The sequence below is a fragment of the Sphingomonas sp. genome, assembly GCF_041661825.1.
In the GTDB taxonomy this organism is placed as follows: domain Bacteria; phylum Pseudomonadota; class Alphaproteobacteria; order Sphingomonadales; family Sphingomonadaceae; genus Sphingomonas.
In genome coordinates this window covers 794077-816451 of the sequence record NZ_JBAZTU010000001.1, presented here as the reverse complement: position 1 = coordinate 816451, position 22375 = coordinate 794077, and the positions used below count along the sequence as shown (strand labels likewise).

General features: G+C 63.8%; 20 protein-coding genes. 11 read left to right on the top strand and 9 right to left on the bottom strand.

Annotated elements, in window-relative coordinates; all coding sequences use genetic code 11:
* Both WC729_RS03610 and WC729_RS03605 read right to left on the bottom strand, forming a co-directional pair.
* Complete coding sequence (locus WC729_RS03610; RefSeq protein ID WP_372849616.1) at positions 1-924, bottom strand: hypothetical protein; 924 nt, start codon at positions 922-924, stop codon at positions 1-3.
* A 402-nt stretch (positions 925-1326) separates the two neighbouring features.
* Complete coding sequence (locus WC729_RS03605; protein WP_372849614.1) at positions 1327-1977, bottom strand: phage tail protein; 651 nt, start codon at positions 1975-1977, stop codon at positions 1327-1329.
* Between the two features lie 109 nt (positions 1978-2086).
* Between WC729_RS03605 and WC729_RS03600 the strand changes: the two genes are divergently transcribed.
* The 3 genes from WC729_RS03600 to WC729_RS03590 all read left to right on the top strand — a co-directional run bounded on the left by WC729_RS03600 (position 2087) and on the right by WC729_RS03590 (position 6900).
* Positions 2087-2386: a hypothetical protein gene (locus tag WC729_RS03600; RefSeq protein WP_372849612.1), complete on the top strand. Its 300-nt coding sequence runs from the start codon at positions 2087-2089 to the stop codon at positions 2384-2386.
* A gap of 355 nt (positions 2387-2741) precedes the next feature.
* Positions 2742-4307 carry an alpha/beta fold hydrolase gene (locus tag WC729_RS03595; protein ID WP_372849610.1) on the top strand — a complete coding sequence of 522 codons (1566 nt, stop codon included), beginning with the start codon at positions 2742-2744 and terminating at the stop codon, positions 4305-4307.
* A gap of 1 nt (position 4308) precedes the next feature.
* Positions 4309-6900 (top strand): AAA-like domain-containing protein, encoded by a 2592-nt coding sequence (locus WC729_RS03590; RefSeq protein ID WP_372849608.1) that lies wholly within the window; start codon positions 4309-4311, stop codon positions 6898-6900.
* A 3-nt stretch (positions 6901-6903) separates the two neighbouring features.
* On the opposite strand, the gene WC729_RS03585 is transcribed toward WC729_RS03590, so the two are convergent.
* Positions 6904-8826 (bottom strand): TonB-dependent receptor, encoded by a 1923-nt coding sequence (locus tag WC729_RS03585; RefSeq protein WP_372849606.1) that lies wholly within the window; start codon positions 8824-8826, stop codon positions 6904-6906.
* Between the two features lie 394 nt (positions 8827-9220).
* Between WC729_RS03585 and WC729_RS03580 the strand changes: the two genes are divergently transcribed.
* The gene (locus tag WC729_RS03580) at positions 9221-9775 is read left to right on the top strand and encodes an AAA family ATPase (protein WP_372849604.1); all 555 of its coding nucleotides are present in this window, start codon (positions 9221-9223) and stop codon (positions 9773-9775) included.
* A 73-nt stretch (positions 9776-9848) separates the two neighbouring features.
* A complete protein-coding gene (locus WC729_RS03575; RefSeq protein WP_372849602.1) occupies positions 9849-10397 on the top strand; it encodes a hypothetical protein in 549 nt (182 codons plus the stop codon).
* A 4-nt stretch (positions 10398-10401) separates the two neighbouring features.
* On the opposite strand, the gene WC729_RS03570 is transcribed toward WC729_RS03575, so the two are convergent.
* Positions 10402-10863 (bottom strand): MarR family winged helix-turn-helix transcriptional regulator, encoded by a 462-nt coding sequence (locus WC729_RS03570; protein WP_372849600.1) that lies wholly within the window; start codon positions 10861-10863, stop codon positions 10402-10404.
* Positions 10864-11018: 155 nt separating this feature from the next.
* Between WC729_RS03570 and WC729_RS03565 the strand changes: the two genes are divergently transcribed.
* Positions 11019-11432 (top strand): organic hydroperoxide resistance protein, encoded by a 414-nt coding sequence (locus WC729_RS03565; protein ID WP_372849598.1) that lies wholly within the window; start codon positions 11019-11021, stop codon positions 11430-11432.
* Positions 11433-11640: 208 nt separating this feature from the next.
* Here the strand turns inward: WC729_RS03565 and WC729_RS03560 are convergent, their stop codons facing one another.
* The 4 genes from WC729_RS03560 to WC729_RS03545 form a co-directional block, all read right to left on the bottom strand.
* The gene (locus WC729_RS03560) at positions 11641-12942 is read right to left on the bottom strand and encodes an epoxide hydrolase family protein (RefSeq protein ID WP_372849596.1); all 1302 of its coding nucleotides are present in this window, start codon (positions 12940-12942) and stop codon (positions 11641-11643) included.
* An 87-nt stretch (positions 12943-13029) separates the two neighbouring features.
* Positions 13030-13227 (bottom strand): hypothetical protein, encoded by a 198-nt coding sequence (locus tag WC729_RS03555; protein WP_372849594.1) that lies wholly within the window; start codon positions 13225-13227, stop codon positions 13030-13032.
* A 262-nt stretch (positions 13228-13489) separates the two neighbouring features.
* The gene (locus WC729_RS03550; RefSeq protein WP_372849592.1) at positions 13490-14122 is read right to left on the bottom strand and encodes a response regulator; all 633 of its coding nucleotides are present in this window, start codon (positions 14120-14122) and stop codon (positions 13490-13492) included.
* 4 nt (positions 14123-14126) lie between these two features.
* Complete coding sequence (locus WC729_RS03545) at positions 14127-17147, bottom strand: two-component regulator propeller domain-containing protein (RefSeq protein ID WP_372849590.1); 3021 nt, start codon at positions 17145-17147, stop codon at positions 14127-14129.
* Positions 17148-17294: 147 nt separating this feature from the next.
* Between WC729_RS03545 and WC729_RS03540 the strand changes: the two genes are divergently transcribed.
* The 5 genes from WC729_RS03540 (at position 17295) to WC729_RS03520 (ending at position 20774) form a co-directional block, all read left to right on the top strand.
* Positions 17295-17654, top strand: a complete 360-nt coding sequence (locus tag WC729_RS03540; protein WP_372849588.1) for a hypothetical protein — start codon at positions 17295-17297, stop codon at positions 17652-17654.
* Between the two features lie 101 nt (positions 17655-17755).
* Positions 17756-18202: a transcriptional regulator gene (locus WC729_RS03535; protein ID WP_372849586.1), complete on the top strand. Its 447-nt coding sequence runs from the start codon at positions 17756-17758 to the stop codon at positions 18200-18202.
* Positions 18203-18218: 16 nt separating this feature from the next.
* Positions 18219-19289, top strand: coding sequence for a redoxin family protein (locus WC729_RS03530; RefSeq protein ID WP_372849584.1), 1071 nt, complete (start codon positions 18219-18221; stop codon positions 19287-19289).
* Positions 19290-19294: 5 nt separating this feature from the next.
* Positions 19295-19756, top strand: coding sequence for a DUF6130 family protein (locus tag WC729_RS03525; RefSeq protein WP_372849582.1), 462 nt, complete (start codon positions 19295-19297; stop codon positions 19754-19756).
* A gap of 10 nt (positions 19757-19766) precedes the next feature.
* On the top strand, positions 19767-20774 hold the full coding sequence (locus tag WC729_RS03520) for an alpha/beta fold hydrolase (RefSeq protein WP_372849580.1): 1008 nt from the start codon (positions 19767-19769) through the stop codon (positions 20772-20774).
* A gap of 67 nt (positions 20775-20841) precedes the next feature.
* Here WC729_RS03520 and WC729_RS03515 read toward each other — a convergent pair whose 3' ends face one another.
* Positions 20842-22200, bottom strand: a complete 1359-nt coding sequence (locus WC729_RS03515; RefSeq protein ID WP_372849578.1) for a methyl-accepting chemotaxis protein — start codon at positions 22198-22200, stop codon at positions 20842-20844.
* Positions 22201-22375: the final 175 nt, after the last annotated feature.

The window sequence follows — 22375 nt, the reverse complement described above, 5'->3', positions numbered from 1 at the left end:
TTACGGGTCGGGTGGCTTCGGTGTCTCGTCTCCGGCGGCGGCTGCGGGCGGCGTCTTCGAGCCCAGCACCGATGCCCTCAGCCCCTTCCACGCCGCCACCAGCGCGGCGGCGGCGACCAGGATGGTGGTGAGCGCTTTCAGCCAGTTGGGCAGGTCCGTGAGCCAGTTCCAGATCGTCGAGGCGCCGATCGAGACATGGATCGGTTGCGGTTCGACCGTGGGGCGCAGCTCCTGCGCGTTGCCCTGGCTGTCGATCATCACCACGGTGGTGCGCAGGATGAGCGACAGGTCGCCGCGGGAGCGCGCCGTGACCGACCAGCGCCAGATCGCGTTCGAGCCCTCCGTCACGGTCTGGATCTCGGGCGAGAGCGGCTTCACCTCGAAGCCCGCGCCTTCGAGCGTCGCCTTCATCTTCTGGCCGACGAACGGGTGGTAATCGACCGTTCGGCCAGTCCCGCCGCCATCTTCCGCCAGGTCGTGCGGCGTGCGGTCGCCCGGCAGGGGGCGAATCGCCGCGGTCTCGTTGCCTGCCGGGCTGCCGTCCTCGGGTGTCGTCTCGTTCCCCGTTACCGGGCCGGGGCTTGCGACGGGCGTGGGCGTGGGCGTCGGTGTGGGGGGCGGGACCGGGGCGGTGCCGAGCGCGAGGGTGACGAAGGTCGTCTCGCCCTGGCGCATCTTCGCGGGCGCCTTGAACGAGGCGTTGCCGCGCCGCGACTGATCGAGCCAATATTGCGCGTCGGCGCAATCCTCCTCGGTGAGCCGTGTGCCCGTCACCCGGCACGGACGCAGGCGCCCCGCGGCGACCGCTATGTTGTCGCTGACGGCGACGGTGTTGCTGGTCTGGTCGGGGGCGCTCCCGACCCCGCATGAGGTCTGGGTCAGCAGCAGCGCCGACAGCAGAAGCGTGGTTGCGCGCATGTTCATTGGCGGGTCTCCCCCCATGTTCGGCAGCGCCGATCATGCGCCCGGGCCGGCCGGCCTGCAATCGGCGCGCGACGGACAAGCGCCGAACCGGTCCTGTCTCCCGCGCCGTTCCCGACTCCGGCGGCGCCAAGGACGGACTTCTTCAGTGCCAGCGATGAGAAAGACGCGAGCGGTGCACATCCCGCCGCCATCATGGACCAATAGCCCTTGATGGCGGGCGGTTGAATCGCAGGCCCGGCGCTGCGCGCCTGTTGGAAATGTCAGTAGGGTCACTGACATTTTGCCATTCGTCAGCCGGAAGGTTGAGAATAAATATATGTTTATCAGATACTTATTGTGTATCCGTTCTACGGCAAAATGTCAGTACCGTTGTCGAGGACAGCGCGCCTCTTGTCTGCGAAGTCACGAACTCGTGAACTTGATGATATAATTGACGGCGACGTTCGCCGGGCGGGTCTCGTGCTGGCTGGTGCCGACCGGCTGCCCGGAGCGCGGGGCGGCGACCGGGCTGCCGGTGGTCTCGACATTCTGTTGGGTGGGGCCACCGGGGGCCGCGCCCGGCTCTCCGCCCAACTGGCTGACCACCGCCTTATAATTGTGTCCGTGATCCTGCATCGCGCTGCGCTGAGTCGATCCGACGCCGTCAGCGGTGCCGCCGCTGGCCGTCGTCCTGATGCGGGCGTCGGGATCGTTGCCGCTGCCGTGATCGGTCCCGCGCAGGAAGGTGCCGCGATAGTCCGGGATGCAGAACGCCCCGTCGCTGCCGCCATAGAGCGTGCCGAGCACGGCGAAGAGCTCGGGATATTGTGCCGCCGGCAGCGTGCGGCCGTCGCAGAGCATCCAGCCCCATGCCTCGATCGGTACGACGCCCGGGCCCTGCTCCGGCGCGAGCGGGCCGGCATAGGCGGAGACCGCGCCGACGGGCAGGCCGCCAAAGGTCGGACGGCCGGGAAAGGGGGCGTTGGACGGTCGGTCGATCATGGGCAGGCCTCTTGCGGAAAGGCCGAGCATCGCCGCGAGCGGGACCAGCGTCAACCGGATGACGCGGGCCAATGCCGCCCGCCGCACCTGTACCCCAGATTACCGCTGCGTTCAGCATCCCGATGCAATTGCAGGCATAATCTCCTTTCGCCCGATTTGGCGGGCAGGAAGGGACCAGACGATGAAGATCTCACACATCTTTGCCGCAACCGGACTGGCGGTTGCTTCACTCACCATCAGCACGAGCGCCGATGCGCAGCGATGGGACGGCCATCGCGGCGGCGGCTGGAACGATCGCGGCCATTACGGCGGCGGCTATGGTCGCGGCTGGCACGGCCGGGAGTATCGCGGTTATCGCGGTGGCTGGCACGGGCCGCATTATCGGTACCGGCATCATCGCTGGCGCGGCGGCTATGGCTGGCGTGGGCCGCGGTGCTGGACCGAATGGCGGTACGGGTACCGGGTTCGTATTTGTCGGTGATGCTAGCGGACTGGCGGGAGGAGCGGGCCCGCCGGTTCTCGGGGTGACGGGGATTTTTTGACCAGCCGCCGCTCTAGCTTCGAGATGAGGCTCGTCGGGTTGCGTACTGTGGCTTCGAATTACTCAAGGCCGGTGCCGGTTCCCCGAATTAATATACCGCAGTTGAGGTTTTTAGGTCCAATATACCTCAACGTGATCCTCGGGGAGGGCCGAGCGGATTCCCGCGCTTTTAGTGCGACAAGTGTGGCATTCTGAGACTCACTACCCTATCCAGCTTGCAGACAGCAGCGGAAATTTGCGAGGTGTGACCTGAGTTTCACAATACGCGAACGCTAGAGACTGGACTGGGGGGAATGTGCGGCGGTTATTGAATTGGAGAGGAAATGCGAATGGCGAGCCTGACTTAGCGAACCGAGCTTGCGAGTCAGCCCAACACGCTAACCACCCCGTCGTTTTACTTGTCCACGGCCTTGGGGGGAGTGCCAAAGGCACTTGGTCTACACTGTTGGGACTTCTAACCACGGACCCAGATTTTATTGGCTATCAGTTCGATTTTTACGAGTATCCAACGACAATCGTCGGCTTCTTAAGCGGGAAGAGAATCCCGTCGTTGCAGGATATCGCCCAAGGGCTTGGGACCGAGATTCGACTAAAATTCTCCGGTCGTAACGTAATTATAATATGCCATAGCCTGGGCGGGCTGGTCGTGCGGCAATTTGCGTTAAACCTGGTAAAAAGTGGTGAAAACGTCAGCAACGTAAGCGCTTTGCTCCTCGCCACCCCCAACAACGGAGCAATTGCTGCCTCATTCGGCTCTCGCTTTAGTCGACGTAATGCTCAACTCCGTCAGCTGCAGCCGTATTCGGAAGCGCTGACGCAGTTAAATGACGACTGGGCAGAGCATGAGATGGACAGAAAAATTCGTATTACTTACGTGGCTGGGGGTACAGACGATATCGTAAGTAAACCCTCGGCCAAAGGCCCGGCAGGACGCCCGCTGGATGAGATGTTAATCGGTTACGATCACAGTACCATTATACGCCCTAAAAGTCATCGAGATATAAATTATTTGCTGGTCAAAGATTTCATTGTGCGTGGAGTAAGAAAGAGTGACGACGTCGCTGATCTTGCATACGGCGGCAAGACCGCTAACCCGCTATTTGACATATATGCTCCCGAGCACGAGAGTTACTATGTATCTAGATCTATCGATGAGGTAATATCAGAGTCAGTAAAAATGAACCACATGTGGCTAATTGGTGCAAGTGGTGTGGGGAAGACCGCCGCGATACAAAGGCGCGGCTCTATAAACGGATGGAAAGTATTCCATGTTATGCTCGCGAGCTACGAAAACGCTACTCCGCACGGTCTCTTGAGGGCGATTTGTGTAGAAATTGGAGAGAGGACAAGGTCTAATATAGGGGCTCCAAAGTCGGAAGACTTACCTGAGATTCTTTCGTACTTCCGTTCTGTGATTTCGGAACTGCCTACGGATCGTCGATATGCCGTTTTGGTGGAAGAAATACCTCTTCCTGCGGGAGATAATTTTCGAACTTTTATGAATTTGGTTGGGCAGATGATCATGGCGCTGGAGGTTCAGGAATCCAACCATGTCACGCTAATATTTTCATCAATCCATGATTTTGCTCAAACCGCCTCAGTCGGCATGGCGAAATTGCGGGCACGAGTGCAATTCGCTCTGCTTTCGATATGGTCGCCCGATGAGTGTGGGGCACTGATAGACATGCTCGCGAGCGCCACTGGGAGAACGTTTGATATCGCTGACAAGGCTCGCATCGTGAAATTCGCGAACGGCTCGCCAAGGGCGATCAAAGCCGTATTTAGGCGATTGAGAGACGCAGTGGGTCAAGACTTGAGCCTCGAAGCGCTGCTTGACGCCGTTGCACGTGAGCAGGTGTAGCATGTCCGGCGGTAGAGTCCTGCGCGCACGTACAATCGTTTCCGATGAACTTTATGTCACACGCGCGGCCGATCGGCAGCTCGATCAAATAATAGGAGATATGGGGCGACCAGGGTACGTCTTGGTTGCTCGGCAGATGGGCAAGACTAACCTGCTCCTGCACATGAAGCGTCGTCGAGAGGCTCACAACGATATCGTTCTGTACGTTGATCTCTCAGAGCGCTTCGAGAGCGCCCGGGCATGTTTTCGGCATATAGTGGACGTAGCGCTCGAAACCAGGCCAACGATTTTGGCCTCGGCTGCCGCCGTCATTCGTGAACAACGCGCCGGCGATGTGCCAGAAGCCGCGGTCGAGTATGGCAGACACCTGCGCGAGATTCTTCGCGCCGCGGGAAGCAGCAAAATAATTGTGATTTTAGACGAAGTCGACTCTCTAGTAAGCGTGTCCTATAGCGACGCGATTCTCGCTCAGATAAGAAGTACCTATTTTACGAGATCGAACTTCCCTGAGTACGATAGACTGACGTACGTTTTGTCAGGGGTCATTGAGCCAACCGACCTCATAAAAGACAAGAACATTTCTCCGTTCAATATCGGAGAAAAGATATATCTCGACGATTTTTCGTTTGACGAGGTCGAGGAGTTTTTGCGGAAGGCCGGGCTACGACTTACTTTTCCGGTTGTGGAAAGAATATACAGCTGGACTATGGGTAACCCGAGGATAACTTGGGACGTCTGCGCGGCGATTGAAGAAATGCAAATATCTGGTCTCATGGTAGAGCCAAGAAACGTAGATGATGTAGTTGATCGATTGTACCTTATCAATTTTGACAAACCTCCTATCGACCACATCAGGGTACTGGTCGCTGGTGATGCCCATTTGCGCAACGCATTAATATCGATCAGATACGGAAAAGGAGACACCATCGATGAAAAGATTCGGTCGAAGCTATACTTGGCCGGAATTACTAATGCGTCGTTCAATAAGCCATCAATAAAGAACCCAATTATAGACGCCTCTCTCTCGGATTCGTGGCTGGCCCAAGCCACATCTTTGGGTGAAAGTTCGCTTCTCCGCGCGGCAGAGCATTTTGTCGGCGGGAGATATAATCTAGTAGTTGAAGCTTTGCTTCAACACAGGCGAGGAGAGGGAGAGCCGCTCTCTGCCAATTATCTAATGTACCTAGGTATATCATTTTACTCGACCGGGGAGTACCCTCTCGCTATAGATGAATTAAAACTTTCGCTATTGACGATTAAGGGCGAGGCGCGAACTACCGCTCAATACTATCTCGCTTCCAGCCTGATTTTGAGTGACAGGACTGAGGAAGCCTTGGTCGTTCTTGAGGAGGCTGGGGGTGCCGGCTCTGGCCCTCACCTTTTGCCGTCTCGCATTCTATTGGTCGCAGCGTATTACCGCCTCGAGTCAGGCGCTCTGGAGCTGCGCGTCAGAGAATTGCGTGCGGAGTTGTCAGAGGCCATTGACGGGGACTCAAGCCCGCAGCAGCTCGATAGACCAGAGGCGATTGCATCGGCTCTTTACAGCTTAGCTCTAGCGGCAATAGCGGCTGATGATGTCGACAATGCGGTCGGCTTTCTTGAGCAGACACGCAAAATTTCCCCGTTAGGGATGCTTCCTGCGATTCTTATGACTTTGCACTCTATAACGGCCGACCCGAATCGACGTGCAATTCTAGCACGAGAGGCGAAAGATTTGGTGGTGGAGCACGCGCTGATTGCTAGTCAGGCGGTGGGTGAGATCGCCTATAACGATAAAATATTGGCTGCTATTTATCTCGCCCTAAATGAATCAGATGATAAGCGAGACTTGGAGGAGCTGGTTGAGTTCAATGCTAGCTCGGAGCCCCATGAGCGTTCGAAACTTGAGATTGTACTTGATATTATCGAGCCAGTCGCTGACATCGATGGTCAGCGTGTCAGGGAATTCTTACGATACTTAAGCGAAAAGGCGGCTTTGGAGAATCTGGTCGCTGGCGTGAGGGGAACCGTTCGATTATTTAGAATGCTAGTCCTTCACACGGCAGGCGAAGAAAACGATCTAGCCCGAGCGCATTACGTTTCTGCTTTAGAGATGCTGCCGCATGGGACAAAGGTCTCGGATGTAGATTTGATATTTATCATAACGGCTGTTCAGCAATTTACGAATAATTCGAATTACGATCGCGCGCTCCCCCTGATTAAGACTGCAAGACCATTTTTCTATCTGGGGGATGACGTTTTTTGGCTACTGATACTAATATCTAGCGAGATGATGATATACAACGTTAATGGTGATATTGTTTCGGCAAAGAAGGTAGCTGAAGAGATAATAGATATATCGGGTGATAGTTTGCCGGAGGACCTTGGCTCTCCAGAATTAAACGAATTTAAGTTGAATATGGTAGAGCAAGCCCACAAGACTCTTGCTAAGAGGGAGCATGTGGAGCCGGATTTGTACCGACATATAGGTAGGAATCAAAAAGTCGTTATTTCGGAAGACGGGCATGAGGAGCAGAGGACCGTAAAATTCAAATTTGTCGAGCAGGGCGTACGGTCGGGTAGGTTCAATCTGGTACGAGTTCTACCTAGGTAGCCCTCAAACATCTACCGCCAGATACCCCGTCAGATACCGCCCCGAATTCGCCGCATAAATCCCCGGCCCCGCGGTCCCGAACCCCTGCTGGTCGAAGATATTGCCCGCCTGCAGCCGGAAGGTCGCCGATTTGCCCGCCAGCTTGAACTGGTAGCGGCCGCCCAGATTGAGCTGGGCGCGGGAGGGGATGATCACGAGGTTGTCGATCCGCGCGGCGACGGTGCCGCGGTGGAACAGGGCGGCGTCGAGCGACAGGCCCTCCAGCATCGGCGTGCGCCAGTTGAGGTTGAAGTTGAACAGATGGTCGGGCAGCCCGACCGGGCGCTTGCCGATGGTGCCGACCGCATTCGCATCGCGCGTGATGCGCGGGCGCAGGACGAAGCCGCCGGCGACCATGCCGAGCCGCGGCGTGAGGTTGCCAGCGACCGAGAATTCCGCGCCCTGGCTGCGTGTCGTGCCGGTCTGGGTGTAGGTGTTCGCCGTATCGAAGCTGAAATAGGGGCGGCGCAGGTCGAACACGCCCGCCACCGCCTTGATGTTGCCGGTGACGAGCCAGCGCACGCCGGCATCCTTCTGCTCGGTCAATATGGTCGGCAGCGGCTGGTTGCGGTTGGCGGCGTTGGGCGGGGCGAGGCCGCTTTCCTCCAGGCCTCGGGCGTAGCCGGCGTAGAAGGTCAGGCGCTTGATCGCGGTGACCGCCAGGGTGCCGTTGTAGAGCCAGGGCCGCGAGCGTGCCGTCACGGGGGCAAGGCCGGGCAGGCTGGTGGTTTTGCGGTAATCGGCGCGGGACACGCCGAAGCTCAGCTCGCCGACATCCTTCCAGCGGCCGTCATAGGCCATGCCGTACGTCGCCTGGCGCACCCGGTCGTGCGATTGCGGGCCGAAGACGAAGGCGGGGCGGGGCGCGGTGACCGGCGTGCCGATGCGGGTCGGGCCGAGATCGACCTCGTCCGATCCGCCGAACACCCGCCGCGCATCGCGCTGGCGCATGCTGGCGTGGAAGACGTGGAGGCGCGGGCCATCGGCGATGCTGTGGGTGATGCGGGCCTCGCCGCTGAGCGAGACGTTCTTCGCGCGGGGATCGGCGATGACCAGGCGGCTGGCGGTGCCGTCCGGCTGAAGATCGACAAGCAGGTTGGTGTAGCTGGTCGCCTGGTCGAACACCGAGCGGAAGGCGCCGAGGCGGATCACCCAGTCCTTCGCCGGGGCGACCGACGCGAGCACGCCGTGGTTGGTCGCGCTGTAGCGGAAATCGGCCCAGCCCGGGCCGTCGAAATGCCGCGCCGGGGGCTGGGGCGGGAGGTACGCGCCGGCCGGGATGTAGAAGGGGCCGGCCTCGTCGTTGTAATCGTTGGAGAGCGTCCAGAAGGGCAGGATCTCGATGCCCGGCGCCGGGGTCCAGCGCGCGAGCAGGCCTTGCGCGTGGTTCCAGTTGTCCGTTCCATCGGGGAATTCGACATGGTTGACCGTCAGGCCGTAGCCGAGCGAGAGGTTGGCGGTGACGGGGAGCGAGCCGTCGATCTCCAGGCCGCCGCTGCCATAGGCATCGCCGTTGAGCACGATCGAGGCGGAGGCCTTGTTCGACGGGCGGCGCAGCGCATAATCGACGATGCCGCTGGGCGCGGCGAAGGGATAGCCCTGCGCGGACAGGCCGACCTTGATGCTCGAGGATTCGGAGACGATGCTGGTCAGCGTATATTGCGGGTCGAAATAGAGGCCGTCGATGCGCACGTTACCCGCGGACGTGGGCGAGAAGCCGCGCGCGCTGCTGGCGGTATAGATGCCGATCGATTCACGGCCGACGCTATAGCCGAACGCGTCCTCGGCCTGGGTGACGGCATTGTCGCTGCTGCGGTCCTGGGCGGCAGCGGGGAGGGCGGCGCAGCATGCGGCCATCGCGACTATCGCTGCTGTTGTCCGGACCATCTGGCGCTCCCCCCGCTGCGCGTTATGTTGTTTTATGACACTAGGGCGGTCGGGTTTGCGCGCCAATGGGGTTCCCACCAACGACCCGCGAGCGGGGTCGAACGTCCCGCGGTGTCTATGAGAAGGCAGTGGGAGGATGTTCGCGCGGAGGCGCGGAGATGGTCCGGTCGTTGCGCGGGCAGCACGCGACAATCGCGCCTCAAACTCTCTGCGCTTCCGCGCCGCCGCGCGAACCATCATATTTCGGTGACGGCCCTGAATGTTGCCGGCACCTTCGCGCAAACTTGCGAACCAGGCATCGTCGGCGGGAGCTGCCGGCGGCGAAGATGCGCCACCGAGGAGAAGCATCCAACTGGGCCCTTGCGGACGTCCAGCCAGGGCATAACATCGACGCGTGATCGTCAATCTCAACGGATGGCCGGGTGTCGGCAAATTGACCATCGGCCTTGAACTGGCCGAGCTTCTCGGCGCGCGATTGCTGGACAATCATTCGTTGCTGAACATCGCTATCGCGCTCACGGACTATCCCGGCCCTGCTTATTACGAAGCCGCTCGAGCGCTGCGGGACATCGCATTTCGATATGCCCGGGCTTTGCCTCCCGGCACGCCGCTCATCGTCACCAGCGTCAATGCGAGCGGCGGGCCGAGCGGTTTCGCCGAGGAGCATTGGATCGCCGTGCGCGATCTCGCACAGGCGCGCGGCGTACCGCTGCTCTCGATAACGTTGGAATGCTCGCCCGACGAGCGAGCGCGGCGTGTCGTCGAGCCTGGCCGACGAGTCAGCAGGAAATTGCGCGACCCGGCGGTCATCGAGCGGATGGTGATTGGTCGCGCGCTGTTCGATGACGGCGCGGATCATCGGCTTGTGGTGGACACCACGCATTGCGACGCGAAAACAAGCGCGGGCACCATCGCGGCGTGGATAAGGGACACGGTGCCCGTGGTTTGAATGCCGGCCGATCGCGGCTCGTCTTCGGCCGAGCGGGCGTGCTATCCGCGGGGCAATGCAGAAGGAGGAATCATTGATCCATAGCGTGCGGCCGATCGGCGGACTTGCCGTCCTGCTTTTGCTCGCGGCCTGCGGGTCGGCGGAGGAGGCGCAGGCGCCCGCCGGGCCGCCGCCCAAGCCGAGCTTCGACCAGACGGTGCCGGGCGTGCAGGCGACCATCGCCGGCCTCGGCGCACCCTGGGCCAAGCCGAGCCGGAACGCGATCGTGCCCGATCCGGCGACGGGCGGGACGATCATCGAGACGACCGGCGACCGGGGCGAGGCGAAGCTCCATCGGCTGCCCGATGGCTGGATCCGGGAGGTCGGCCTGACCTCCGGCGCGGGCAAGACCTGCGGCGATCCGGCGGACGTCGAGCGGGCGATCCCGTTGCTGCTGACCGGGCTCGCGACCAAGGTGACGCTGGCGCCCGCGCAGGCGGCGCGGCTCAAGGTGGGGCTGGCGGAGGCGCCGCCGGTGTCGCTGGATATCGGTGCGGTGCGGATCGCGGTGCAAAGCGGCTGCGTGCAGGCACTGACGGTGACGGCGATCGGATCGTTCGCGCAGCCTGCCAAGCGGCTCTAGGTCCTTATGCCTGGTCTCGCGTCGACCTGAGCAGGCTGTCGCGCAGCTTGCCGATCGCCTTTTGCAGGATCGGGAATTCCTCCGCGGTGAGGCCGGTCGCTTCGGCGAGGTCCATGCACAGGCTGCGGCGGTGGAGGTCTCGGCCGGCATCGGTGAGGGTGATCAGCACCTGGCGCTCGTCGGCGGCAGCGCGCGTGCGGGTGAGAAAGCCCATTGCCTCGAGCTTCTTCAGGATCGGGGTGAGGGTGTTGGATTCGAGGAACAGCTTCTCGCCCAGGCCGCCCACGGTCTGGCCGTCCTGCTCGGAGAGCGCGACGATGACGATATATTGGGTGTAGGTGATGCCGAATTCTTCGAGCAGCGGCTTATAGGCCCGGCCGAAGGCGAGGTTGGCCGAATAGATCGAGAAGCACAGGAAGTCGGACAGCTTCAGGCTCGACAGGTCGGCGGGGGTGAGCGTGCTCATGGCGGGGTCCCTGGCGGCGGCGGGGTGCCGTCGGTGGCCCTTATATATATCGCGTGCGATTAAATCGGAAGGGGTTGACTCGCCTCCCGATCACCCTATTTACACCGCATCCGATTGAAGCGGATGCGAATGATATTCAAGCAAGGAGCTAGACCATGTCCGAGACCAAGATCCTCTACACCGCCAACACCCACACCACCGGCGGCCGCGACGGCGCCGCGCAGAGCAGCGACGGGCGGCTCGACATCAAGCTGTCCTCGCCCGGCACCAGCGGCACCGGCACCAATCCGGAGCAGCTGTTCGCGGCGGGCTGGTCGGCCTGCTTCATCGGCGCGATGGGCGTGGTCGCCCGCGGGATGAAGGTGACGCTGCCGGCCGATCTGGCGGTCGACACCGAAGTGGATCTGGCGAGCGGCGAGGGCGGCTATTCGCTCCAGGCGCGGCTGAATGTCAGCCTGCCGGGCGTTGACCGCGAGCTGGCCCGCGCGCTGGTCGACGGGGCGCACCAGCATTGCCCTTATTCCAAGGCGACGCGCGGCAATATCCCGGTCGAGATCAATCTGGTCTGATCTCCTTTGCGCGACTTGCCGGACGCGCTTCCTCAACCACGCCGTCATGCCGGACCTGTTCCGGCATCCACCGATCCGCAAAATCTCCGGCCTTTCGGCTTGCGGCGCGGTGGACCCCGGAACAAGTCCGGGGTGACGGGAAGGGTTTTGGGCGTCTGGAGAAAGGACAAAGGCGTGAGCGGCTTCTGCCGCCCACGCCTTTTCCGTATCAGCGCAGCGAGCGGAACGCCTTGCGCAGTTCCTCGGTGAAGAGCTGCGGTTCTTCCCAGGCGGCGAAATGGCCGCCCTTGTCGACTTCGTTCCAGTAGATCAGCTTCTTGTAGCTCTTCTCGGCCCAGGCTTTCGGCGCGCAATAGATCTCGCCGGGGAAGATGGTGACCGCGACCGGCACCTTCTGGATGTCCCAGGCATTGAACGGCCCGCCGCCGCCCTGCGCCGCATCCCAATAGGAGCGTGACGAGGAGGTGCCGGTGTTGGTGAGCCAGTAGAGCGTGACGTCGTCGAGCATCTCGTCGCGGGTCAGCGATTTTTCGGGCTGGCCGCCGCTGTACGTCCATTCGGCGACCTTGTCGTAGAAGAAGGCGAGCATGCCGACCGGCGAGTCCGCCAGGCTGTAGCCGAGCGTCTGGGGCCGCGTGTTCATCATCTCGGCATAGCCGAAGCCCTTTTTGTAGAAATAGCCGAGCCGGGCATGGGCGGCCTTTTCGACCTCGGTGAAGCTGGCCGGCACGGGGTCGCCGTTGCGGATCATGCGGATCACCTCGGGCGGGGTGGTGCCGGGCATGTTGATATGGATGCCGAGCAGCCCGGGGGGCGCCTGGACTGCCATGACCTCGGAGATGATCGCGCCCCAGTCGCCGCCTTGCGAGACATAGTTCCGGTAGCCGAGGCGCTTCATCAGCACGTCCCAGGCCTTGCCGACATGGGCCGGGCCCCAATCGGTATCGGTCGGCTTGCCCGAGAATCCGTAGCCCGGATAGGTCGGCAGGACGAGGTGGAAGGCATCCTCCGCCTTGCCGCCATAAGCGGTCGGATCAGTCAGCGGGGCGATCGTCTTGATCAGCTCGAGCGGCGAGCCGGGCCAGCCATGAGTCATGATCAGCGGCATCGCATTGGCGTGGCGCGAGCGGACATGGATGAACTGGATGTCGAGCTCGTCGATCGTGGTGATGAACTGGGGCAGCGCGTTGAGCTTCGCCTCGGCCTTGCGCCAGTTATAATCGGTGCCCCAGTAGCGGACGAGCTGCTGCAGCGTCGCGAGCTGGACGCCCTGGGACTGGTCCTTCACCGTCTCGCGCTCGGGCCAGCGGGTGCCGGCGATGCGCTTGCGCAGGTCGACCAGGTCGGCCTCGGGGATGGCGATGCGGAAGGGGCGAATCTCCTCGCCGCCGGCGGCGAGCATCGTTTTGGCGAAAGCGGGGGCGGCGAGCAGCGCGCCGCCGATCGCGGCACCAGCGGCCGAGCCGGCAAGCAGGTCGCGTCTCGTGGGGCCTGACGTATCTGTGGACATGAAATTCTCCTGGGGTTCGGGCGGCGGGGGCGCCGGCCTGCGCCTCCATTCTGGGGGAGCCCGATCGCGCGACCCAGTTAGGCGATGTTAGACGATGCGAGCCGGGCCGCTTCGTTGCGGCAGCACGAGGGTCGCCACGCGGTCGACTGACTCGAGCGCGCAGCGGGTGAGCGGGCGGAGCGCGGCGTCCTGCGCCAGGCTGCGCTCGATCAGGTGCATCGCGCTGGCGATGATCTGGAGGTGATTGCCGAGGTCGTCCGCGCCCTCGCTGCTGTGTCCGCCCATTGCCGCTCCCCTGGCCGGTCGAGTCCGGCTTTGTCGGGAGATGCATCAGATGGGGGCGGGGGCGGGGTTAGTTGCAGTGATTCACGGCGAGATGGGGTTAGGCGCCATTCTTGTCGGAAAGTATTTTTCTTCCCCGGCGAAGGCCGGGGCCCAGTAGCGAGACATGCGCAACTGCGCGGCGCGCCCGTTTTACTTCTGTTTCCCAACTGGGCCCCGGCCTTCGCCGGGGAAGCATGAAAATCCAGATCGGATCATCGAGTCCCTAAAGCTCGATGATCCCGCGCCGCAGCGCCATGGTCACCGCCTCGGTGCGGTCGCCGACGTCGAGTTTGGCGAAGATGTTCTTCATGTGACCCTTCACCGTATCGTCGGAGATGGAGAGCTGCCACGCGATTTCCTTGTTAGCCTTGCCCGCCGCGACCAGCTGGAGGACGCCGATCTCGCGCGGGGTGAGCGGGTCGTCGGCGGCGTGCAGCGCGATCTCGCGGGCGATCTCGGGCGGGATGTGGCGGCGGCCGGCATGGACCGAGCGGATCGTGTCGAGCAGCTCGCGGCGGAGCGAACTCTTGAGCAGATAGGCAGCCGCGCCGGCCTTCAGCGCCTGGGCGGCCTGGACGTCGCCGTCATAAGTGGTCAGCACGATGATATGCGCATGGCGCGCCTGCTTGCGGATCGCCCGGATCGCCTCGATCCCGCCCATCACCGGCATCTGGAGGTCGATCAGGGTGATGTCGGGGCGGAGATTGGCGAAGGCAATAATCGCCTCGGCACCGTTCGCTGCCTCGCCGGCCATCACCATGTCGGGCTCGGGCTCGATCATCGCGGCGATGCCTTCGCGCAGCGCCGGGTGATCGTCCACCGTCATGATCCGGATCGGTCTTGCCGTATCGGCCACGGGATCAGCCTTTCATCCTGCCGGTCAGGAAGCGCGGCAGCCAGTGCCGCCCGCGCCGTTCCGCATAGGCGGCCGCGCCGGGAATCGACAACAGGATTTCAGTGCCCGCGCCCTTGCGGCTGCTGATGGTGAGCGTGCCGCCGATCCGGGTCGCGCGTTCGCGCATGCCGATCAGGCCGAAATGCCCTTCGCGCTCGCCCGCGGAGGCGATGTCCGCCGGCAGGCCGGTGCCGTCGTCGCGCAGGTCGAAGCGCAGCTCGCCGGGGAGATAGGTGATGACGGCTTCGATCGTGCTCGCCTTGGCGTGCTGAAAGGCGTTGCGGAGCGCTTCCTCGCCGATGTGCTGGACTTCGTCGCGTACCATCGGGTGCAGCGCGCGGGGCGTGCCTTCGATGGTGAGGTCGAACCGGACCGGCCAGGTCGCGGCGAGCTCATGGGCGGTGTCGAGCAGGGTCTGGGTCAGGTCGCCGCTTGTCGCGCGCAGTTCGCGGACGCGGTCGCGGCCTTCGATCAGCACGGCCTCGGCCCGGTCGAGCGCGTCGTCCATCAGCGGGCGCAGCGGCTGATCGGGCGGGATGCGGTTGGCGATCGACTGGAAGCGCAGGACGAGGCCCTGAAACCCCTGGAGCAGGGTGTCGTGCAGCTCGCGCGCGATCCGCTCGCGCTCGGCGAGCCGTACTTCGAGCTTGGAGCGGACCCGCGCGGTGACCTGGCGCAGGCGGATCGAATAGGCCAACCAGAGCAGCACGCCGACCCCGATCAGGCAGAGCAGCTTGAACCAGCCCGACTGGAGGAAGGTGGGCGGGATGGTGAACTCGAGCGTGGCGCCCTCGCGGTTCCACACGCCGTCGTCATTGGCGGCGATCACGCGGAAGCGATACGTGCCGGGGCCGAGATTGGTGTAAAAGGCCTGGCGGCGCATGCCTGGGTCCATCCAGCCCGTGCTCACCCCCTCGAGCATGTAGCGGACGCGGACTCGCTCCGGGATCGACAGGCTCAACGTGGCGAAGTCGATCTCGACCATCGAGGAGCCGCGTGGCAGCGTGACATTTGCCGGATCGCGGTAGGACAGGCTCCCCGACTTGAGCCCACTGATCGCGACGGGCGGTGGGACCTTGTTCCGGGCGAGGTGGTCGGCATCGACCCAAACGGTGCCGGCGGTGGTCGCAAACCAGATGCGCCCGTCTCCGCCACGCACCGCATCGCGTTTGCCGTCGCGGGAGTAGCTGCCTTGCAGACCGTCCCGGAAATCCAGCACGGTCGGGTTCAAATGGACGCGGGGATCGTCGAAGCCGCGGTTCAGCAGGGCGGTGGGAAGGTGGACGATGCCTTGCTTGCCGAGCAGCCAGGTTTCGCCCGCCGGCGTCTGGGCGATGCCGACGATCGAGGAGAAAGCGCGGATGCGTTCCGGATCGAAGAACTGCACACGTCCTCCCCCTGGACGATCTTGCCAGCGGGCCAGCCCAAGGCCGCCGCCGAGAAGGACGCCGCCCGACCCGTCATAGATCGTCCGCAAGCGCCGCAGCGCGCGCGGACGCGCGACGACGATATCGGTGCGATGGGGGAAGTCGATGCGGCGCAGCGATTCGGCGGAACGGTAGAGGAGGAGCCTGCCGTCGCGCGCCCTGATGATCGGCATCGCATCGTTGTCGGGGGCCGAATAGAGGCGCCAGCCCGCGCTGCTGCGCTGGTAGAGGCCATCCTCCGCCGTGACCCAGAGATCGTTATGGCGATCGACCGCGCAGTCGATGAGCGCCTTGGGGCTGGGCGGCCGCGCGATCGCGGTGAAGCGCCCGCCGCTGAACCGTGTGATCCGTTGCCGCGTGATCATCCAGACCGATCCGTCGGGCCCTTCGCAGACCGCCTCGCTCTCTCCGGCCCCGTCGAGTATGCGCTGCGGGTTTCCCCCGGGAAGGATCCGATAAAAGCCTTCAGCCTCGCCGACATACACGCTGCCGTCGGACGCGCCGAGCAACGCAAAGCCCCATATGGGAAGCTTGGTGAGCGCCGGTTCCGCGATCACCCTGGCGGCCCGGAACCGGTCCAGCCCAAGGGTGGTGCCGACCCAGACACTTCCTTCACGGTCCTGCATGATGGCAGTGGTGGTGTCAGCGGTCAGACCATCTCGCAGACCGAATGTATCGACCCTGGCCAATGCGGCCGCTGGCGACGATGCGCCGGCCGGGTCGGGCACGCGAACGCGGAAAATGCCGTTTCTTGTGGTGATGCCCCACAGATTTCCGTCCTTGTCGAAAAAGGAACGAATCAAGCGTTGTGACGAAGGTGTGGGATAAGGCAGGCGACCGCCTGGCGCGGGTGTGACGACCTTGCTGCCGGAATCGTCGGAAAGCCAGACGCGGCCGGCCGGGTCCTCGCTCAACCCGCCATGGCCGACAGGTACTACGTCGACGGTTGCGAAACGCTTCGCGTCGCGCCTGAGAACGAGAACCGCGTGGCGCGTGACTACCCATAACGCGCCGTCGCGGGTGGCCATGATGTCGCCTACCGGTTCGTCCGGTAGCCCGGACTCCGCCCCAAAGTCTTCCCACCGGCCTTTTCGATAGCGCGCGAGCGGCAGTTTGGCGCGATCGAACTGTGCCCAGATCGCGCCGTCGGCGGTTTCCGCCAGGCCCATGACATAGGCCGTCGCATTGGGAAGCCCCATGTCGCGCAAGGCGCCATGGTCGTAGCGCGCGACGCCGCCCGCCGCATAGCCGGCCCAGATCGTGCCATCCCGAGCGGCGAGCAGCCTGACGATGTTCGCCCGGTCCCTGAGGCGCTGCTGCTGCGGAATATACTCGAAGGTGACGCCGTCGAAGCGGAACAGGCCATTGCCCGTACCAATCCACAGATAGCCGTCGCGCCCCTGAGCCAGGCTCAGGATCGCCGGCGGCGCACCATTGTCGATCGTCCAGGTCGTATGCTTGTATTGCTGGATGGTCCGGGCCGGATCGAGCGCCGACACGGGGCCGCCGGCCAGCGTCGCCACGCAGAGCATCACCAGCAGAAGCCATGCGCGCTTCATGGAATTCCTCCCGATACCGCCGACCGATCGGGGCGATGCCGCTGTCCCTCGCCTATCGGGGCGGGCGGCGCACCCCCCAAAAGGGTTGCCCCTGCATAGCCTATTCCGAGGCTATCGACACCTTCTTTGGGGGCCTATCAAGTCCCTATGAAACAATTGTTTTCCGCTTTCCCGGCGGGCTTTGCCGGCGTTGCGCTATTGCTATTTCGCAGTTCGCTGGCGCTGTTCCTGATTACGACCCCATCGCAACTCTTTCCTATGCCATTCTGGTTGGTACTTGGAATAGATCTTGTGGCGTTGGCCGTAGTGCTTGGATTTTCGACAAGGATATTGGCATTGTCTTGCGCTTTTGCGGGCATTGTCATCGTGTCGGCCAGCCGGCTCGATATGCCGATGCTGGTCTTCACCCAGACGATCGATGCTGCAGCGCTGGCGATGATCGGTCCCGGCGCTTTTTCGGTCGACGCCCGGCTGTTCGGCCGCGCGACGATCACGCTGCCGCGGTGAGCGGCGACCCAAAGGTGGGGTCGCTTCGTCGCCCATCGCGGGGTGTCCGCCGGACCCGGTCGTTGCGACATTCCAGGTCCGATACACGAGGGAGACGGGATATGAACTATCCGACACCGGCGATGCGACCGGCCGCCATGCTGCCCTATCATTTCCACAACGCGCCACGACTGCCGGCCCCGGGTCGCAGGCCGATCAGCTTCGGGCATTTCGTGGTGCTGCCTGCTGCGCGCACCCTATTGTATAGGGGTGCCCCGGTTGAAATCGGCGGACGCGCTTTCGATTTGCTGATGGTGCTGCTGCGGTCGCGCGGCGAGCTGGTCGGCAAGGAGGATATCGTGCGCCAGGTCTGGCCGACGACGATCGTCGACGAAGGCAATCTGCGATTCCAGATGGCGGTGCTGCGCAAGGCGCTCGGTGCGGAGCGGGACCGGATCAAGACGGTCACCGGCCGGGGGTATCTGTTCGTCGCCGACGAGGCGGGCGGCGACGACCTGCCGGCACGCGACGGCCTCCCTTATGCGCTGCACACGCGCATCCTTGTCTGAGCGAAAGATGCGATTCATGACATTCGTTGCTCTTGCCGGCGCGGCCACCGCGATGGCCGTTGCCACACCCTTCGTCCTGCCGGCGGTCCTGACCGGTTCCGCCAGTCAGGCCCCCGCCGCTGGCCCGACGGGCGTGCTCGATGCGCTGGCGGGGCAGCGGACCTGGCTGAACGGCAAGCCGGTCCGGCCGGAGGATTTGCGCGGCAAGGTCGTGGTCGTGAACTTCTGGACCTATTCCTGCATCAACAGCCTGAGAACGCTGCCCTACCTGCGCGCCTGGCAGGAGAAATATGGCGACCGGCTGGTGGTGATCGGCGTGCACACGCCGGAATTCGGCTTCGAGAAGGATGTCGCCAATGTGCGGACGGCGCTCGCCGCGCTTGGGGTGAGCTATCCCGTCGTGCTCGACAGCGATTTCGCGATCTGGCGCGCGTTCGGCAACCAGGGCTGGCCGGGATTCTACTTTATCGGCGCGGATGGCCGGGTGCGCGACCAGAGGCTGGGCGAGGGCGAGTATGGCAAGTCCGAACAGGTGATCCGCACCCTGCTGGCCGAGGTCGGCACGGCCCCGGGCACGGCCCCGGTCTCCGACGAGGTCGGTGGCGCGGGCCCCGAGGCGGCGCCCGACTGGGCGCATCTGGGGTCGCCCGAGACCTATATCGGCCATCGCCAGGCCCGGAACTTCGTGTCGCCCGGCGGCTTCTTCCGGGACACGTCGCATGTCTATGGCGCGGCGAGCAGCCTGTCGCGCAACCAGTGGAGCCTGGCCGGCGCCTGGTCCGTAGGCGGCGAGTTCGCCACGCTCGATCGTGCCGGCGGGCGGATCGCCTATCGTTTCCATGCGCGCGACCTGCATATGGTGCTGGCGCCGGGCGCGTCGGGACAGCCCGTTCGTTTCCGCATCACGATCGACGGCGCGCCGGCGGGTGCCAATGGCGGGGTCGATGTCGACGCCGAGGGACGCGGTACGGTGCGCGCGGCGCGCATGTATCAGCTCGTCCGCCAGATCGGGCCGGTCCAGGACCGCAGCTTCGAGATCGAATTCCTCGACCCCGGCGTTCGCGCCTATGTCTTCACCTTCGGATGATTGCCATGAAATGGAGTGCCTTGCTGATCGCGGCCGCGCTGTCGCCGTCGCTCGCTGCCGCCCAATCGGCGCGTGACGTGCTTGGCCCGGCCGGCGTCGTGCCGCTGACCGAACCGCAGCCGCCGGCGAGGATCATCGTCGATCCGCCGCTGGCCGAGCCGCTGTCGCGTGGCGCGGTATTCATCCAGTACCGTGCTGAGAATCTGCGGATCGTGCCGGTGTTCGGCCCCAACGCGCTCACCGTGACGCCGCGCATCGGCCATATCCATGTCAGCGTGGACGGCGCGCCCTGGCATTGGGCCGATGCGAGCGGCGAGCCGCTGATCCTGGTCGGCCTGCCCGCGGGCAAGCACAGCGTCGAGATCATCCTCGCCAATGCCAATCACCAGCCGCTCGACCAGGCGACAGTCGATTTCATCGTCCCGGCGAAGAGCGCGAGTTCTGCTGCCGGCAACCACCACCAGTGATGAGGAACCCATGTCCGAAACCATCGACCAGAACCGCCGTCGCCTCATCGGGGCAGGGGCTGTGACCATCGCCGCCGCGCCGTTCGTGACGATCGCTTCGGCCCAGGCGAGCCCGCCCGCTTCCTTCGGGCCGCTGAAGCAGGTCGATGCCGGCCCGCTCACCATCGGTTATGTCGATGCCGGCCCGGCGGACGGGCCGCCGGTGATCCTGCTGCATGGCTGGCCCTATGATATCCACGCCTTTGTCGAGGTCGTGCCGCTGCTGGTGGCCAAAGGGCACCGCGTGATCGTGCCGCATCTGCGCGGGCATGGCACGACCCTGTTCCGGTCGGCCGATGCGCCGCGCAACGGGCAGCAGGCGGCGCTGGGGCAGGACGTGATCGCGCTGATGGATGCGCTGAAGATCGGCACGGCGATCGTCGCCGGCTTCGACTGGGGCGCGCGCACCGCGTGCATCGTCGCGGCGCTGTGGCCGGCGCGGTGCAAGGCTCTGGTCTCGGTCAGCGGTTATCTGATCGGCAGCCAGGAGGCGAACCGCATGCCGCTGCCGCCCAAGGCGGAATATCAATGGTGGTACCAATATTATTTCGCGACCGAGCGGGGTCGCGAGGGTTACGGCAAATATCGCCGCGATTTTTCCCGGCTGATCTGGGGGACCGCGTCGCCCAAATGGCGCTTCGACGACGCGACCTTCGATCGCAGCATGGCCTCGCTGGACAACCCCGACCATGTCGCGATCGTAATCCACAATTATCGCTGGCGGCTGGGCTTGGCCGAGGGCGAGCCGGCCTATGACGCGATGGAGAAGACGCTGGCGACGGGACCGGTGATCGCGGTGCCGACGATCACCATGGAAGGCGACACCAATGGCGCGCCGCATCCGGACCCGGCCAATTACCGCGGGAAATTCTCGGGGAAATATGCGCACCGCACGATCGGCGGCGGGGTGGGGCACAATCTGCCGCAGGAAGCGCCGCGGGACTTTGCCCAGGCGGTGATCGAGGTGGGTAGCTGGTGAATTCGACCCTTTTACCCCCTCCCCTGAAGGGGAGGGGCTTATGTTTGTTGCCCGGATTTGATTTCTATCAGGCCGCGACCCGCGCCGCGAATTCCCCCGCGCTGCCCTTGAGCGTGCCGAGGCGCGCGTCGAGGCGGTCGAAGCCGCGGCCGACGCCGTCGATATCCTCGGCAACCGCCTCGGTATCCTCGCGGATCGCGGCGATGGTGTTGGACATGGAATCGGCGGCGAGCGCGGTCTCGTCGACCGCGGCGGTGATCGCCGTCACCGTCTGGGCCTGGGCCTCCATCGCGACGCGGATGCGGTTGGCACTTTCCTGGACTTCGGTCACGATCGATTTGATCGCGGCATTGGTTTCGACGGTCGAGCGGGTGGCGGACTGAATCGCCGCGATCTTGCTGGCGATGTCGTCGGTCGCCCGCGCGGTCTGGCTGGCGAGCGACTTCACTTCCTGTGCGACGACCGCAAAGCCCCGGCCGGCGTCGCCGGCGCGCGCTGCCTCGATCGTGGCGTTGAGCGCGAGAAGATTGGTCTGGCCGGCAATGTCGCGGATCAGGCTGAGGATCGATTCGATCGACTGGGCATGACCGCTCAAGGTTTCGGACATGCTCACCGCCGCGCCGGCTTCGGACAGGGCGCGGGTGGAGATCTCGGCGGCGGCTTCGACCTCGGTGCGGGCGTCCTCGATCGCGCGGATCAGGCCGGCCGAGGTGCGGGCGGCCTCGCGCATGGCGAGCGCGGATTGCTCCGCGGCGGCGGCGACTTCCGACGTCTTGCCGAGCATGCCGCGGGCCGAGGTCGAGCTGGCCGCAGCCTGGCGGCGGAGCTCGCCGCCCTCCTGGGTGGCGGCTTCGACGAGATGGGCGAGGCCGTCGCGGAATTCACCAGCGAGATGGTCGCGCTGCCGCTTGGCGTCGAATTCGATATAGGCAGTGAAGAGCGAGGCGTAGATATCGCATTCGAGCGAGCGCAGCCGGAAGAACACGTCGTTGATCCGCTGCCGCTCTTCCTTCGAACAATCATAGAGCCGCCCGAGGATCTCGAGCATCTGGGTCGCGCCGGCGCAGGTCATCGAGATGAGCGCGGTGAGCGACACATTCGCGGCAAAGGCCTCGGCGACCATGCGCTCCGCCGACCGCACCCAATCGAGCTGGTCGGCCCGGTCGTAGCGCTCGCGCAGATAGGCGATGCTGGCCTGCACGGACCATTCGGTGCTCTGTCCGCGATCCCCGAAGAAGCGGCGCCACTGCGCCTGCTGAGTCCCGGCGACCTTGGCCACCTCGGGCTCGGCGATGGTCCACATCTGGCGTGCGACGGCGAGGTCTTCCGCGGTGAAGCCGAACAGGCGCAGGCGATCGGCGAGATCGAGCGTATCGGCCGCGTTTCCGGCGATGGGCAGTTGCTTGAGAAGAACGGCGTCTTTCACTGCGTTGACCTTGTAAACGATTGCGGTGCCCCGGGCCGGGCACCTGCCGCGCCGGTCTAGCCGCCGCGCAGTTAAGGACGGGTTATGCGGGCCCTTGCGGTTCGGAAAAATCCCGGGCGCCCGGCTCAACGCACGCTTTTGTGCGGAGGAGGGGCTTTTTACGGCCGACAGGCTT